At 62.7% G+C, this 15,449-nt stretch carries 12 protein-coding genes; all 12 read right to left on the minus strand.

The annotated features are described in order from the left end of the window. Genes ASD68_RS08805 through ASD68_RS08860 form a run of 12 tightly spaced genes read right to left on the minus strand, consistent with a single transcriptional unit; the run spans window position 1 to window position 15,449 of the window. A complete protein-coding gene (locus ASD68_RS08805; protein ID WP_235578695.1) occupies window positions 1-1,116 on the minus strand; it encodes a hypothetical protein in 1,116 nt (371 codons plus the stop codon). Further along, complete coding sequence (locus ASD68_RS08810; protein ID WP_056605830.1) at window positions 1,109-2,317, minus strand: FAD-dependent oxidoreductase; 1,209 nt, start codon at window positions 2,315-2,317, stop codon at window positions 1,109-1,111. The genes ASD68_RS08805 and ASD68_RS08810 overlap by 8 nt, the downstream gene beginning before the upstream one ends. Continuing rightward, on the minus strand, window positions 2,317-3,609 hold the full coding sequence (locus ASD68_RS08815; protein WP_082546015.1) for a TIGR04063 family PEP-CTERM/XrtA system glycosyltransferase: 1,293 nt from the start codon (window positions 3,607-3,609) through the stop codon (window positions 2,317-2,319). The genes ASD68_RS08810 and ASD68_RS08815 overlap by 1 nt, the downstream gene beginning before the upstream one ends. After that, window positions 3,606-4,928: a glycosyltransferase family 4 protein gene (locus ASD68_RS08820; protein WP_082546016.1), complete on the minus strand. Its 1,323-nt coding sequence runs from the start codon at window positions 4,926-4,928 to the stop codon at window positions 3,606-3,608. The genes ASD68_RS08815 and ASD68_RS08820 overlap by 4 nt, the downstream gene beginning before the upstream one ends. Then, a complete protein-coding gene (locus ASD68_RS08825) occupies window positions 4,925-6,844 on the minus strand; it encodes an XrtA/PEP-CTERM system amidotransferase (protein WP_056605839.1) in 1,920 nt (639 codons plus the stop codon). The genes ASD68_RS08820 and ASD68_RS08825 overlap by 4 nt, the downstream gene beginning before the upstream one ends. A gap of 1 nt (window position 6,845) precedes the next feature. Continuing rightward, window positions 6,846-8,036 carry a TIGR03088 family PEP-CTERM/XrtA system glycosyltransferase gene (locus ASD68_RS08830; RefSeq protein WP_056605842.1) on the minus strand — a complete coding sequence of 397 codons (1,191 nt, stop codon included), beginning with the start codon at window positions 8,034-8,036 and terminating at the stop codon, window positions 6,846-6,848. Continuing rightward, window positions 8,033-9,592 (minus strand): EpsI domain-containing exosortase, encoded by a 1,560-nt coding sequence (locus ASD68_RS08835; RefSeq protein WP_056605845.1) that lies wholly within the window; start codon window positions 9,590-9,592, stop codon window positions 8,033-8,035. Before ASD68_RS08835 ends, ASD68_RS08830 begins: the two co-directional genes overlap by 4 nt. 5 nt (window positions 9,593-9,597) lie before the next feature. Continuing rightward, complete coding sequence (locus ASD68_RS08840; RefSeq protein WP_056605847.1) at window positions 9,598-10,848, minus strand: TIGR03087 family PEP-CTERM/XrtA system glycosyltransferase; 1,251 nt, start codon at window positions 10,846-10,848, stop codon at window positions 9,598-9,600. Between the two features lie 3 nt (window positions 10,849-10,851). Further along, a complete protein-coding gene (locus ASD68_RS08845) occupies window positions 10,852-11,913 on the minus strand; it encodes a FemAB family XrtA/PEP-CTERM system-associated protein (protein ID WP_056605849.1) in 1,062 nt (353 codons plus the stop codon). A gap of 14 nt (window positions 11,914-11,927) precedes the next feature. Beyond that, window positions 11,928-12,839, minus strand: coding sequence for an XrtA system polysaccharide deacetylase (locus tag ASD68_RS08850; RefSeq protein ID WP_056605855.1), 912 nt, complete (start codon window positions 12,837-12,839; stop codon window positions 11,928-11,930). Beyond that, a complete protein-coding gene (locus ASD68_RS08855) occupies window positions 12,836-13,957 on the minus strand; it encodes an AAA family ATPase (protein ID WP_235578697.1) in 1,122 nt (373 codons plus the stop codon). The genes ASD68_RS08850 and ASD68_RS08855 overlap by 4 nt, the downstream gene beginning before the upstream one ends. Beyond that, window positions 13,908-15,449, minus strand: a complete 1,542-nt coding sequence (locus ASD68_RS08860; protein ID WP_056605857.1) for a TIGR03016 family PEP-CTERM system-associated outer membrane protein — start codon at window positions 15,447-15,449, stop codon at window positions 13,908-13,910. Before ASD68_RS08860 ends, ASD68_RS08855 begins: the two co-directional genes overlap by 50 nt.

Raw genomic sequence — 15,449 nt, forward strand, 5'->3', positions numbered from 1 at the left:
CTAACCCGCCCCCAGTTTCAGCATCAGCGCGTCCATGAAGAATTTGGCAGCCCAGTTTGGATAGCGATTCTTCATGTACCCGCCTGAAAGCGGATGCGAGCCGGACATGCCGCCACGAATGCCGACGTTAGTTGCCTCCACATCCTGGATCGACAAGTTGAAACGTATGGCGCGTTCCGCCGCCGGCTTCCAGATGGAGTCGCCGGTTTCCGCTGCCAGACGCAGCCAGATGATGGCCATCTGTGCGTTTCCGGTTACACAGGACCAGCGGCTCGCGGCGCGCCAAGCGGAATCGAGACGCCCCGGCAAGGCGCCGTCGCTACGCTGGCTTTGTGCTGCTGCGCGAGCGATGCGCATGGCCACTTCCACCAACTCACCATGTTTGGCGATAACGCCGACTTCGAGAAAGCCTCGCGCCGCGTAGGCAATGGTATGTGTGAGCGGGCGCTCATTGTCTTCCAGATCGTTGTTGTCCAACCAACCGTTTGCATGCATCTGGCTCATTGCCCACTGCACATTGCGTACGGCGGCGTCCAGGTAGCGCGGCTCACCAAGCATCTGACCGGCTTCGGCCAACGCGAAAGCAACGCGGGTGTTATAGGCATTCACCGTGTGTACGGCGAAAGGCGAAGCAAAGCGCCGCCAGGCACCGTCGGAATCCTGAGCCGCAACCAGCCAATCTGCCGCGCGCACAGCTGAATCGTGGAAGCGCCTTTCCTTCGTCTGACGCCAGGCGGCAAGCCAGCCGAACAACACTTGCCCGGTGTTGAAAATGGTCGGGACAATTTGCGTTGCGTCCATCGTGCCCGCGCGGACGCCGCCGTCGGGAAGCTGGATATCGGACTCCCACGCCGCCATGCGCAAGGCCCGTTCCCGGTATTCGTTGTTACCGGAGAATTCGGCATATCGAAAGAACGTCGGAATGATGTAGCCCGTGGTTTCGGGATAGGCACCAACCCACTGGCGCTTCGTCACATCGTAATAGGCACTGACACCGTCGCATCCGCTGGCGTCCTGTGCCCGCGCCAGCCACTCGGCCGCTGCCTGCAATCCGCGTGACGTATCTGGCGCTGGAAGCATCTTTGAGCGGGACAGGAACCTGACGATCCTATTCATGGCCTGCCCCTGACTGCGGGCGCCGGGTCAGCAGTTGTGAGGCCCGGCGATGAATAGCGCGTTCGATGTATCGAAAGCGCTCGACAACGGAGGGCATAGGGTCACCCCACCGCCACCAGGCATCGGCCACACGAACGCCAGGCGGGTATCCCTGCGCAAAATCCTGACCCTGTGCGGCTGCCGATTGCATATCTTCGGAGCGCACTCGCCATGCAACCGGCCGCTCACACACGGTGGCGGCCGGAATCGGACGGTCGAGCTCGGCGCACCAGGCAGCGTGCGGTAGATTGACGCCGTTCAAGGTGGCCACTTCTTCCTGATAATCGGTGCGCCCGATGGTTGGCTCGACCATCCGGAATTCAAGGCTGCGTGCGTCGCGCTTGTACTCCATGCTGGCCATGCCGACTACACCGGCCGCGTGGAAAAATTGCGTCGTCATGGCCGAAAGCTCTGCATGGACTTCCGGCGCGGGAATACAACTCGCGGTACCCCCAACCTGCGGCGGCCAGGAGCGGATCTTGCGGCCCGTGAACGACGCAGCCACCTGCCCTTCCCGGCCAATATATTGAAGACAGAAATGGATGTTGGCGTCCGGCCCCTCGATCCACTCCTGCACCACGACGTCCGCCATCACCGGCAGGATACGGCTGACCAGTTCGGCACTTTCTGCCGAATTGTTCGCCCGGTAAGCCTTTCTGAAGTGCTGCCCATAATCGGCGTTTCGTTCGCCAGGTTTGATCACCACCGGATAGCGCAATTTCTCCAGAGCCGGCAGGTCGGCGAATGCGCGAACGTGCACCAACGGCGGGATAGGGCTGCCCAGTTGTTCGGCAACACATTGAAAACCGCGTTTGTGCAGCAGGGTATCCACTACATCCCTTCCCGGCAGGCTGAAGCGATACAGGGAGGACAACCGGTCGCGATGATGCGATACCGTTTTGACGCTCTCCTCCTGAGTCAGAAGCAAGACCGGGCGCTGGCCCGAAAACCGTGTCGTACCTAGGTGCACCAGTTCTTCGATCAACACCTCCCCATGCAGGGACTGCACCGTTACGGGAACAGCCGCGCGGGTGCGCATTTCCGGCCGGCGGCCATCGGCGTCGAGCAGCCATACAGGAACACCTTCACGCGCAAGACTGCGCGCCACGCCCAGTCCGTTGACGCCGGCGCCGACCACCACTGCTGGCGTTTCGGCTGACATCAGGTTTTTCCCGCGGCCTCTTGAGCGCGGCCGAGCGCCGCAGCGTAGACCGCAGGGTAGCGCGCCACGCTCGTCTGCCAGTTGCGTTCGCCCTCGACATAAGCCCGGCCGTCGGCGATGAAATCGTTCCAGCTCTCCGGCGCCTGCAGCAGCTTGACCAGGCAATGGGCAAGCGCCTCATTCGACCCCGCAGGAAACAGATGGCCATTGTGGCCGTCGCGGATCAACTCGCGGTGGCCGCCCACATCCGACGCAACCACCAGCTTGCCCATGGCCATCGCTTCAAGCGGCTTCAGCGGTGTCACCAGATCCGTAAGTCGCATCGACGTGCGCGGATAAACCATGACGTCCATGGCGCTGTAATAACGCGCCATTTCGCTTTGCGGCACGCGGCCGGTGAAATGCACGGCGCCTTCGAGATGGAGTTCCGTCGCCAATGCCTTCAAGGCGGCCTCCTGCGGGCCGCCACCCAGCAGCAGCAGGCGCGCTTGCGGCACTGCGCGCAGGACCACCGGCATCGCGCGAAGCAGAAGGTCGAGCCCTTCGTAAGCGTAGAACGAGCCGGCGAAGCCCAGCGTGGCGCCCCGCGTGAGTCCGTACTTCTGGATGATCTCGGCGTCGGCGGTTGCGGTGAATCGGAAACGCGACAAATCCACGGCGTTGGGGATCACGGTGATTTTTTCGGCGGGTATGCCGCGCTCCAGCATATCGCCGCGCAGACCTTCGCAGATCGTGGTCACGGCATCTGCCCGGCGCAGGGCACGCGTTTCCATGGCGCGGGTCAGCCGATAGCGCACACCCCATTCGCGCGCCGTGCCCTGATCGACCGCCGCATCCTCCCAGAACGCGCGAACCTCATAGACCACCGGGATACCGGCCGCCCGGCCCACTGCCAGCGCGGGGAACGCGTTGAGCACCGGCGAGTGCGCGTGGATGATGTCGGGGCGCACCTCTTCCACCACCTCGGCGAGCCGCTTTTGCAGCGCCGACATCAGCGCGCGGAACTTCACGACCGGCAGCTTCGACGCCAACCCGGTCGCTGGCGGGGTGCGCTGGAACCTCCAGCCGTCGACGATTTCCTCGCGCTGTTGGCCACTACCCTGTTTGGGGCCGGTCAGCTGGAACGTTTCCCATCCAAGCGCGCGCTGCTCGTTGAGGATGGCCAGCGTGCGGAAGGTGTACCCACTATGCAAAGGCAGGGAATGGTCGAGGACATGCAGGATGCGCAACGGTCGGTCGCTTGGCAGAGGGCTGGAAGCAGGTTGCCGTGTGGCGGCTGATGTGTCGTTCATGTCATCGATCCGGTCGTCAGGTGAGCCGTGGCCGACAGCACGCGTGCATAGAGCGCGCTCTGTGCTTCGACTACGGGGCGCCATCCAAGTGATTCCGCAAAATGTCGGGTCACCATGCGGTCCGGCTGGCGCGCCCGCAACGTGTCCCATGCCAGTGCCAGCGCCTCGGGGCAACGTTTGCGCATGAGCTCACCGGCCTCGGGGGTGGTGATGAGCTCGGGTATGCCACCCACCGGTGTGGCCAGCACCGGTGTTCCGCAGGCGATGGATTCCAGCACGACGTTGGGCATGCCCTCCCGGCTCGAGGCCAGCACCATGGCGTCGGCGATGTTGTAGTAGTCGCACAACTCGGTGTGGGGAATCGCACCCAGAAAGCGTACCCGTGCAGACAGCCCGAGGCGCTCGACCAGCTCGCGCAGCTCGCGTTCCTGTGGACCCTTGCCCGCGATCAACAAGGTGACGTCGGGCACGCGCGAAAGCGCCTCGATGACGATGTGTATGCCTTTCAATTCGACCAGATGGCTCACTGTCAGCCAGACCGGCCCCTGGACACCGAACTTGTTGCGCAGCGCGGCCCGGTCGCGTGGAGCGAAACGATCCAGATCAACACCGTTGCGCAACACCGTGATCTTCGCGGGATCGACGTCCAGTGCAGCGAGGGTGTCCTTCAACGCTTGCGACACGGTGATCAAGGCAGCGGCGCTCTTGGCGGCCCGCTGGATCTGTCGACGGGGTCGGCGATAACGAGGTATCCATGTGACGTCACTGCCGCGCGCGCTGATGACCACGGGCTTGTCGATGGCCTTGCCCAGGCGCGCCGCCACCACGCCGTCGGGATAGAAGTAGTGGGCGTCGATCAGATCGAAGTCGGTATTCCCTGCGCTCAACTTCCGCACCGTCGACAACAGCGCGCGATACATGAGGGACGGCGTGAAATTCATGCCCAGCTTGGGAATGACGGGATAGCGCGGATGCAGGATGCGGATGCCATGACGCATCTCCTGCTTCGGCACCGCCGCAAACGTCGCGTAGGTACCAAATGCACGATGCCGGAACGGAAACCACGGCACCGGCGCCACGACAGTCGCCGCGATCCGTCCTGAATCCACCAGGTGACGTAGACGTTCTTCAATGAACACGCCATGGCCCGGTTGCGCGCTGTTGGGATACAGACTGGTGAAAACGAGCAGATGGATATTGCGTCCGCTGTGCACGTATAGCTGGTCGTGGGTGTCAACGGCGCTACCAGCCCTGACACCCGCCTTAGCCAAGGTCGACTCTCTCGTGTCGTCAACGACACTGGCCGGTCGCGTCGTCACGTGGCAACCCCCGTGTTGTCGCCGACAGGCTGCTGCGTGTTGCGCAAGAACGCATCCAGCATCAGCAACTTCCACAGCGTGGTGCTGTGGTCGGCGCGGCCGGACGCGTGTTCGCGCAACAACTGATCGAGCACCGATGGCTCGAAGTAGCCGCATTCGGCCACCGCCCCACCGAGCAAGGCATCGCGGGCGCGTTGCGCGAGTGGGCCGCGCAGCCAAGCTGCCAGGGGCACGCTGAAACCCATCTTGGTTCGGTACAACACGTCGTGAGGCAGGTCGGTTTCGAGCGCTTTCTTGAAGATGTACTTGCCCGTGGCACCCTTGAGCTTCAACGCCGGCGGCAGGGTGGATGCCCAGTCGACCAAGCGGTGATCGAGCAGCGGTACGCGTACCTCCAGGCTGTGCGCCATGCTGGCGCGATCCACCTTGGTCAGGATGTCGCCGGGCAACCAGGTCTTGAGGTCCAGGTACTGCGCCAGCAGCAGCGGGTGCCTGGTGGGCGCCTTTTTCGCATGGGCGCGAAACACTTCCAGCGCGGTGTAGCCTTGCAGCTCCTGCTTGAAGCGCGCGCTGTAAAGCCGTTGCCGCATCGCCACGGAGGTGGTGCTGACAGTGTGGAAATACGCCTCCACGTCATCGCGGGCAAGCGCCTGCAACGTGGTTTTCGCACGCAATGGACGCGGTGCCCAGTCGGCCTTGGGATAGAGTTTGCCCAGCAGCCCGAATAACGGTTTGCGCAACCCCAATGGCAAGCGCGCGCGCAGTCCGCTTTCCCACGCGTGCATGCGGTAACGCCGGTAGCCGGCGAAGTTCTCGTCGCCACCATCGCCCGAGAGCGCCACCGTCACCTGGGTGCGGGCCAGCTCGCACACCCGGTAGGTCGGCAGGGCCGAGCTGTCGGAAAATGGTTCGTCATATACGCCTGCCAACGTGTCGAGCAAATCGTAATCGCCGGCACTCACGCGGCGCTCGAAATGCTGCGTATGCAGATGCTGGGCAACCTGCCGGGCATAGACGGTTTCGTCGAAGCCGTCGTGGTCGAAACCGATGGAACAGGTACGCACCGGCTGTGGCGACGCCCGGCTCATGCTGGCCACCACGGCGCTTGAATCGACGCCACCGGAGAGAAATGCCCCGAGTGGGACGTCCGAAACCATCTGGCTTTGCACGGCACCATCGAACAATGCACGGAGCGTTGCCACGGCCTCGTCCGGTGTTTTGTCAGTAGCGCGATTGAAAGACACATCCCAGTATTGACAGGCTGTCGGCTCGGGTTCGCCGGCGTGCCAGGACAACCAGTGGCCGGGTGGCAGCTTGCGAATGCCGCGATAGATACTTTTCGGATCCGGCACATAGCCCAGCGCCAGATAGTCCTCCAGCGCCTGCGGATCGAGCTTGCGGTCCACATCGGGATGCGCCAGCAGCCCTTTGAGTTCGGACGCGAAGACAAGATCGCCGGAGCGGGTGAAACCGTAGTACAGCGGCTTGATACCGATCTGGTCGCGCGCCAGGAAAATGCGCTGGTTGCGCATGTCCCAGATGGCAAAGGCAAACATGCCCACCAGACGTGACAGGCAGTCTTCGCCCCAGCGCTGCCAGGCGCGCAACAGCACTTCGGTGTCGCTGTGACTTTCGAACACCACGCCGAGCGCTTCCAGTTCGACTTTGAGCGACTGGAAGTTGTACAGCTCGCCGTTGTAGATCAGCGCCAGCCCAGCGGCTTCATCCACCATCGGTTGCTGGCCGTGGGCCAGATCGATGATGGACAGGCGACGATGGCCCAGTCCGACACCTTCGCCCAGATGGATGCCTGCCTCGTCCGGGCCGCGGTGGCGCTGCACGTCGCGCATGGCCAACAGGGTCCGCTCATCCGGACGGCCTGGGTGCGACAACACGATTCCTGCCAGACCGCACATCTCAACTCTCCTTGTGCCCAGCCAGGCTGGACCCCGCGCGCGCTGACGCGGCGCCCGCCTGCCCGTCCAGCAACTCGTCATACAACGTCACGTAGCCGGCGACCATGGCGCTCAAACTGAAGCGCGCGGCGGCGCGCAAGCGCCCTGCATCGCCATGCTGTCGACGCAACTTTTCGTCCGCGACATAGGTCCTCAGCGCTTCCGCGAGAGCAAGCGAATCGCTGGCCGGCACCAGCGTACCGGTTACGCCGTCCTCGACCACCGAGGCGACACCCCCCACGTTGGTGGCAACCACCGGCAGCCCGGCAGCCATCGCTTCCATCAAGGTCACGGGCATGCCCTCGGCGATGGAAGACAGAGCGAACACGTCGCACTCCGCCAACAGCTCCGCCACGTCATCGCGATCGCCAAGCAGCCGCACTGTTTCCATCAGGTCAAGCTGGTCGATCTGTCGTTCCAGCGCCTCCCGTTGGGGCCCCTCACCGGCGATGATCAAGCGGCAAGGGAGATGTGCGTTTTCGTCACGCAGCAACGTGAATGCCGCGAGCAGGCCGGCTTGATCCTTGACCTTGTCCAGCCGCGCAACGTTGCCGACAAGCAAGCTGTCCGGTGGCGCAAAATCACCCAGCAGGCGGCGCGGTCCGGATGCGGCATGCGGCATATTGAACGCTGCCGCGTCGATGCCATTCGCGATGTACACCACCTTGGCTGGTCGGATGCCCGCGCGATCGATGAGCCAGCTCTGCAGGTCGGCAGACACCGCGACGTAACGACCGATGAAGGGCGCCATCCAGCGCCGCAGTCGGCGATATTTTGGATTCTCCCCTTTGGGATCTGCCGCATCGCGCCCGTGTTCCGCATGAACCTGGCGGCGCACGCCGGCCAGTTTCACCACCGGTGCCAGATCCAGCGTTCCGATGTTGTAAGTCTGCACCAGGTCCGGCTTCAGCATGCGCAGCGCGCGCCATAGGCGGACATAGCAGTGCCAGTCCTTGCCGGGCTTTTTATCGAGCGAGAGGCACGCCGTAACAGTATGTTCGATCTCGTCGCGCAGAGGGCCAAAACCGCACAGCGTAATCACCGCGTGCCGATAGCGATCCACGGTCGCATTGATCAGCGAAACAAGAATGCGTTCCATGCCACCGGTATCCAGCCGGTACAGCACGTGCACGATCAGCGGCTTGTCGTTCACGGCGTGCTCCCGGGTGTGGCGTGTTCGCGGCTGACCGGCGAACCCGCCACATCAGTCACCGGCAGCACCTCGATAAATGCGCGCAAACGTGCGCGCGCCTGATCGACACCGCCATGACCCACCGACGATGACAACGCCCACACTGACGACTGCGAAACTTCGCCGCGCAGCACGTCCCACGCTTGCAGCAATTTGGTCACCGTCGCAGAGCGGGTGCAGCGGCGATTCACGCAATACCAATGCCATACGAGCCGCGTATCCGTCGCACCACTCAGGCGCATTTCCCCGGCCGCCAGGCTTTGGCCATCGGTGAGCCTGACCTGTTGGCTGGCGCTGCTTAGAAGATGCGCCTGTGCCGGGTCGTACAGCTGGTTTTCGAAGGTCACCAGCGTATGCCCGTGGCGCGGCTTGCCGGTATAGACGGCATGAAACAGTTCGACCACCTCACCACCAGCGTCTGATCGATAAGCCGCCTTCACTCGTCCGGCCGCCCCGTTGAATGTTGGTCGCCAGCCGTCGGCCGCTGCTTGCGGGCCGCTCCAACCCGCGACAGACGGTGCGACCACATGCAACGTTTCCGCCGGTGCCGCCGATGAGAGCCCGCTGGCCATCAGCGGCGCGATGATCAGCAGCGCAAGCACCGCCGGCCAGACCAGAAGACGTGCGCGGTCCGGCATGAGGCCGCTGGCAGGAAGCTGCTCGCGCGGCACGATACGGTCGCGGAAAAACCAGCCGCCCAGCAACAGCAGCACCAGTACCGTGCCGAAGAACTGCCAGCCGAAAATCAGATGATCCACGCCGGTGGCGTATTCCAGCCCCCAGGTGTCGCCGATCAATATGGTGAAATACACGCGCAAGCCGTTCGCAATGATCGGAACCACGGCCGCCAGCGCCACGAACAGCACGCGTTTGCGCCAGCGCTGGTACATCAGGTACGCGTACAGGCAGCCGAGTGCGCCGCAGGCGATGAAGAATTTCACGCCGCTGCAGGCGTCGGCCACCATCCATACCGCCGCGGGCGTGGTGATTTCCCGACCGTTGAGCAGCACCGGTGTTCCCGTCAACTCAAGCGCACGCACCGCGAAATGGGCGGTAATGTCCTGCAGCGGACCGACCAGCCCATCGCCCCAGGGAACCGAAAACACCAGCAGATAACCAAGTGGAAACACCAGCACCCACAACGCGCGCCAACCCCAGCACGCCAGCACCAACGCCGGAAACAGCGCCACCAGCGCGAAATGCTGCGGCAGATTGACATCGAGCAAGTTGCCGACATACCAGACGAAGACCAGACCGGCTACGGCCAGCAGGCCCCAGACGCTCGGCTTGGGTGGATTGGCGCGGACTTCCCGACGCAGCTCAAAGGCCATCCAGAGGCTCAATGGGAGGATCAAAAACGCGTACTGATAGGTGCCGTCGTGATCCCAGACCCACACCAGCGAAAGCACCGTCTGCCAATAGCCAACCAGCACCACGACAACCGCGATACCGAACGCCACCCCGGCCAGCACCCAGCCGGAAACACGTGGGGTCATGCCGGCATTGATGGCCGACATCGGTTTCACGGGTGTGCCTCCAGCGCGTCAATGCCCGCAACATCGACGGAAGCTGCGCCGGCCTGCGCGTTGCTCAATACAGCTTCATAGGTGTCCAGGTTGCGTACCCAGTCGAAGCGTGACAGCACCATGGCGCGCGCCTCCGGTACGCGCGCGATCTGCGGCGCGTCCAGCCAGCGCAGGGCTTCGGTGGCCATCACCTCGGGCGAGTCGCTGACACAGCCTTGGCGGCCCTCGAAATCCTCGATGCCCTCCCACGCTTCGGGTGTCGCCAGGATGACCTTTCCCATCGCCAGCGCTTCCAGCACCTTGTTCTGGATACCCCTGGCAATGCGCAACGGTGCCGCCACGGCATGGGCATGCGCCAGCCAGGGCCGCACGTCTTCCACCCGCCCCGTGACCGTGATGCCGGCGGCTTCACCCAGCGCGTGGACCGCGGCGGTGGGATGGCTGCCCACGATGTAGAAACGCGCGTCCGGACACTGCGCCAGCACACTTGGCCACACCTCGCGCGCAAACCATTGCGCAGCGTGCACATTGGCGCGGTAATCCATGGCGCCGACAAACACCACGGCGCGCTCGCCCTGCCGGTAGGGACTGGCGTGGGCAAGTTGGGGATCCCAGTATCCGCCGTCCACGCCGTTGGGAATGCCGTATATCTTGCCGGCCGCCTCCGGCACCAGTTGCCGGAAGAATGCGGCCTCGGATTCCGACACGAGCACGCTGGCGTCGAACTGCGCAGCAACCGTGCGCTCGAACTGCGCCAGCCGCTGCGCCTCGCGCTGGTAAATCATGCGCTTCAGGCCGCGATGGGCCTGGGCGTATTGGCGCCACTTGTCGGAGTCCACATCCACGAAGTCCATGATCCGCGGCAGCTGCGGGTGCGCCATCACGAACGGTGCGACGCCCGATGAATAACACACCGCCATGTCCACCTTGCGCTCGGCCAGCAACCCTTCAACCCAGCGGCGCATCACGCGATCGCGATAAACCCCAACGGTCAGCGCTTCGCCTCGCGCCAACGAAGCGAGCGCCCGACGACGCGTCTGCCATGGTGTCAAGGGCTGGACACAGACTTCCGCACACAACGCCTCCACCGGCGCGAGATGCTGCCAGTCGGCCGGATCGTCCACGAACGTGCCCAGATACACACGATAGTGCTGCGCGAGCCGCCGCAACACGTGGTACGAGCGGATCTTGTCGCCCTTGCTGGGAGGCCAGGGCAGACGGTGGCAGAGGAAAAGTACCGAGCGCATGCGCTAACCCAGGTCCTTGGCCAACCACGGGCCCAGCGCGCGACTGACCGGCAGCGGCAGCCGCTGCCAGGCCTTGATGAACAAGCGGTACTTGCTGTTGGTGGGGCTGAGGTTGGGGACGGCCTCGGCGCGCACCAGATGGTAGGCATAGGGCAGCGGCTGCGGCTCGAAACCCCAGTGCTTCTTGAAGTGATAGGAGCCGGTATCCAGCTTGCTGCGGCCGAAATCGAACAAGCGTGCACCGCGCTCCACCGCACGCTGCATCACCGACCAGTACATGAAATCGTTGGCTGCCAGCTCACGCCCACGCGCCACGCTGCCACCGTAATAGGGATGCACTTCATCGCGGAAATACAGGCTCATCACCGCGGCCACAGGCTGGCCCTGATGAGTGACGATGGTGATCTCGCAATTCTCGCCGAATGTCTGCTGCAGCCGCCGGTAGTACTTGCGTGACAACACCGGCGTGCCCAGGTTGCGCACGCTCTCGGCGTAGATCCAGTAGAAGTCGTCTACCGTGCCGCGGTGCTTCGCCTCCAGGCCAAGAGCAATGCCCTTGCGAACCATGGCGCGTTGCTTGCGCGGGATCGCCTTCAAGTTCTTTTCATGGTCCGGATCAATCGTCTTGCGGAAGCTGACATACAACTCCTTGACCGGCCAGTCCGCATGGCGCAACTCGCGGTCCCGCAACTCGAGATAGTCCACACGCAACTCTTCGGCCAGCGCGCTCGCCGCTTCAGTGAGTCGTTTTTCACTGTCCGCGTCACCCGCCACGATGCCGCCGTAAACGCACAGCGGCGTCGAAATCAACGAGTGGCCGAATAGTCGGCTGCGTATTTCGGCGAGCGGCAATACACCGGTGATCACCCCGTTCCGCTCTGCGTACAGGTAATGGCAGCGATGGCCGAGTTCCTGCTCGATGATGTCGCGCCAGGCCGCGCGATGAAAAAACGTGGCCTGCGGCGCGTCGTTCACAAAGGCGTCCCAGCGCGCATGGTCACGACCTTCCAGACGCTTGATGGCGCAAGTGTCGGCAGAACGACCGGCGTCCGCGTGGTCAAGCATATCCCTGTTTCCCCTCAGTTCGCGCAGAGTTCGGCGGCCTGCAGCGCCACCGAAGGATAGTCGGCATGCCCATCGGCGAGAAATATCCGATCCATGCGATCGAAGCGGAAATCACGCATCAATTGCTCGAGTCGGGGCACCGTGCGCTGCAGATTCAAGTAATGCCGCACCCGATTCTTGAGCGTCACGCCGGGAACTCGCGGCTGCTGCGGATCGATTTCCCATGGATGGAAATAGAACACGCCGGAGGACTGCTCGTGCCGATTGACGCGGTGCAGGCCGCGCTTGAACAGCGCGTATGGCAACAGGCGAAAATAGCCACCGCCACCGCAGGGCCAGTTGCGTCCCCATCGCTGCACCGTGGTCACCGGGATTTCCAGCAACCCCGACGGCTCGGCGACAAAGGCAAACCTCGGCGCATCCGGCATCCCGTAAAGATCGTGATGAAGCGGCACGATACTGGAGCTGTAGCGGTAACCGGCTTCACGCAGTTCCTCATGGGCCCAGAGCGTGCCAGGAACAATCGAATAACTCGGCGCACGGTAGCCGAGCACCGCCGTGCCCGTCAGATCCTCGAGCAGCTTCCTGGAGTGCACGATGCTGTGGCGAAACTCCTCTCGCGTCATCGTGGTCACGCGCTCGTGACCATAGCCATGACTTGCCACCTCGTGGCCCGCCGCGCTGATGTCGCGCACCAGGGCGGGAAATCGTTCCGCCACCCAGCCGAGCACGAAGAAGGTGGCGTGCACATCGTTCCGTCCGAACAGCTCCAGCACGCGCCGGGTATTGTCTTCCACGCGCACAGGCCACTGCGGCCAGTCCTCGCGCCGGATGCACTTTTCGAATGCAGAAACCTGGAAATAGTCCTCCACGTCCACCGTCATGGCGTTGACGACGGAATCGACGGGGTGTGACGCGGCATTCATTTGCGCTTCCGCCTGAAACGCCCTTGTCGTGGCCCGGCAACCGGCTCCTCGTCAGCGGCGGTGGGCACCGGCATTGTCTTCAGCGATTTTCTGAGCTGGATGTTTTCATGGATCAGCTGCAGCATGATGTTGTTGCGTTGCCTGAGATCGAGCTCGACAAGCTCCGCTTGCCGCTCGGAGGGCGCAGCGGAAAAGCCTGGTTCCCTGTATGTAGGGACCATCGGCGCTTCCAGCGTCTGCGGCACATCGGCCATCTCTTCACTGATCTCGTCGAGCACAACCGTGATCGCCGCCTGGTTCAGGCTATGCAGCTCCTCCAGGTAACCGTGCAAAAGCAGACGGTCCATGATGAGGTTGACCTTGCGCGGAATGCCGCGGCCGGCGTGGTGGACCCGCGCGAAGATTTCGGGTGACAGCTCCGGGTCGTTGTTCCAGCCGACGGCACGCAGGCGATGCAGGATGTACTCGCGGCATTCCTCGGCACCCATCGGCTCAAGCTTGTGGGAGGCGATGATGCGCTGGCGCAACTGCTCCATGTGGTTGTCCACGATAGTACGCTGCAACTCAGCCTGGCCAATGAGAAAAACCTGCAACAGCGCGCGCCCGTTGACTTCAAGATTCGACAAGATGCGCAGCATTTCCAGCGCCGCGGGGGTGAGCGTTTGCGCTTCGTCCACCACCAACAGTGCGTGCGAATGACGCTCGCGCAACGTGATCAGGTGTTGCCTCACATCCTGCAGCAAGGCCTCCTTGCCGCGCCCCTCGTAGGGCAACTGGAACGCTGAAGCCACGGCCGGCAGGATGTCTTCACCATCGAGATTGGCCGAGGCGATGCCAGCTATCGCGATGTTGCGATGGGCCAGTTCCTGGAACAGCTTCTGGATAAGCAACGTTTTGCCGGTGCCGACCGCACCGGTGATCATCACAAAGCCTTCGCCCTGTTCCAGCCCGTAGAGCAGGTAGGACATGGCGCGCTTGTGACCCTTGCTCGGAAAAAGCATGGTCGGGTCCGGCGTCAACTGGAACGGCTTGTTGTGGAGTTTGTAAAACGCCTGATACATACGGATCTCAGAGCAAATGGGTCCACTGCACGAAGAACGCGCTTGCCCGGTAACCATGTGCGCCCGGCACTTCGGAATAAACGTTGCGCGAGTCTTTGCGCAACCGGAAACTGCCGAAATTCTTTGGATTCACCTGGTGCACGAGCGCCAGTTGGGAATAATGATTGTAGCTTGTCTGGCCATTCTGGAAGTGATGCCGCTGCCATCCCAACATGGGGGTAAGCGTGGTGAATGGGCCTATATCGAATTGCCAGCTTAGGTCGCCGTTCGTGACCTTTTCATCGAGATCATTCAGGGTGAAATAGGTGCGCCGCTCGTTGTAAAGCGCCAACCGCAGGTTGCCCGTCGGCATGGTGTAGGTGGCCGATGCCGTGGCGCGTTTCATGAGATAAACCTGACGGTTTCTCAGTGACCCAACGACAGGAATATTGACAGGCAAAGATATGGCTTGTGTCGGGCTCCGACCCAGCAACTGCTGGCTGAGATCGGTTGGTTGCTCTACATAACTCACGGATGTTGTCAGCAAGGCTGCCGTGTGCGACCAGGAAAAGTCGTAACTGCGGCCATAGAAGCGGTGCCCGACAAGCATTTTCAGATTGTCCCGGGTATTCGACCACTCGAACCCGGCATTCCAGAACGTCGCACCAAGCTTCCGCGATGTGCCGTCGGGCAAAAATCGGCTTTCCTTGCCACCTTCCGCCAGCAGCCTGACGGTGCTGCTGATTTGCCATGAGGTGCCCAGCTTGGCAACGCCGTATTCGATGTCCTGACCGACATCCGGCTCGATGCGCTGGTCCGAATAGCCTATGTTCCAACCCCAGGTCTGGTATTCAGGACTCGTCAGGCTGAACTGCAATGCATTGCTGGTGCTGTCGGTAATCCCGTTGAGCATGCCGGCATTCCGTCCAGAAATACCATGGTCGTCATACAGGACGCGGCCCCAAGTGTAACGCAGCAGCATCATGCCACCCTTGCCGAAATCCTGGACCCAATAAGGGCTGAGCGAACCCGTCGCGACATTCGCACGATTGTTGTCCAGAAAAAACGTGCCCGCCCCCGATGACAACTCGTTGTTGATGACCTCGCGCCCGTACGACGCCATGCCATCGACAAAAAGATGCTGTGGAACGATCGCAAGTGTCCCGTTGGCATCGAGGTCATGCGCAAGCTGATTGGAGCTCGACCGCCCTGCGTACACATACCCCGTCATCTCGTAATCGAGTGCGCCGGAAAAACGCGGACCACTTGTCGCGCCCCTGAAAAAAGGTTGCACTTGAGTGATCCAGCTCGATTGCTTCGGTTCACCCGTGGGCGCCAGCGTCAGGTTGTCCGTATAGAGTTCGCCCAGAGTGACGCCCATGACCATGCCCGGCGAAGCAGCGCTCGGTTGCGGGATGACTCCCACTGGCACGTCCCCGACAGCTTGCGCGTCCGGGCCCGAATCCCCCCCATTGGATGCACCGACGTCCACGCCCTGTGCCGCGGCGGCAGTCAACCATCCACCCAGGACAAACGACGACAAGACGGCGGAGGTCGCCAGCGCACGCAT

The organism is Rhodanobacter sp. Root627 (genome assembly GCF_001427835.1).
GTDB classification, from domain to species: Bacteria; Pseudomonadota; Gammaproteobacteria; order Xanthomonadales; family Rhodanobacteraceae; genus Rhodanobacter; species Rhodanobacter ginsenosidimutans.

Coding starts and splice junctions, on each gene's coding strand:
- ASD68_RS08805 (WP_235578695.1), bottom strand. CDS start 1,116: ATGAATAGGATCGTCAGGTTCCTGTCCCGCTCAAAGATGCTTCCAGCG.
- ASD68_RS08810 (WP_056605830.1), bottom strand. CDS start 2,317: ATGTCAGCCGAAACGCCAGCAGTGGTGGTCGGCGCCGGCGTCAACGGA.
- ASD68_RS08815 (WP_082546015.1), bottom strand. CDS start 3,609: ATGAACGACACATCAGCCGCCACACGGCAACCTGCTTCCAGCCCTCTG.
- ASD68_RS08825 (WP_056605839.1), bottom strand. CDS start 6,844: ATGTGCGGTCTGGCAGGAATCGTGTTGTCGCACCCAGGCCGTCCGGAT.
- ASD68_RS08835 (WP_056605845.1), bottom strand. CDS start 9,592: ATGTCGGCCATCAATGCCGGCATGACCCCACGTGTTTCCGGCTGGGTG.
- ASD68_RS08840 (WP_056605847.1), bottom strand. CDS start 10,848: ATGCGCTCGGTACTTTTCCTCTGCCACCGTCTGCCCTGGCCTCCCAGC.
- ASD68_RS08845 (WP_056605849.1), bottom strand. CDS start 11,913: ATGCTTGACCACGCGGACGCCGGTCGTTCTGCCGACACTTGCGCCATC.
- ASD68_RS08850 (WP_056605855.1), bottom strand. CDS start 12,839: ATGAATGCCGCGTCACACCCCGTCGATTCCGTCGTCAACGCCATGACG.
- ASD68_RS08855 (WP_235578697.1), bottom strand. CDS start 13,957: ATGGTTACCGGGCAAGCGCGTTCTTCGTGCAGTGGACCCATTTGCTCT.
- ASD68_RS08860 (WP_056605857.1), bottom strand. CDS start 15,449: ATGCGTGCGCTGGCGACCTCCGCCGTCTTGTCGTCGTTTGTCCTGGGT.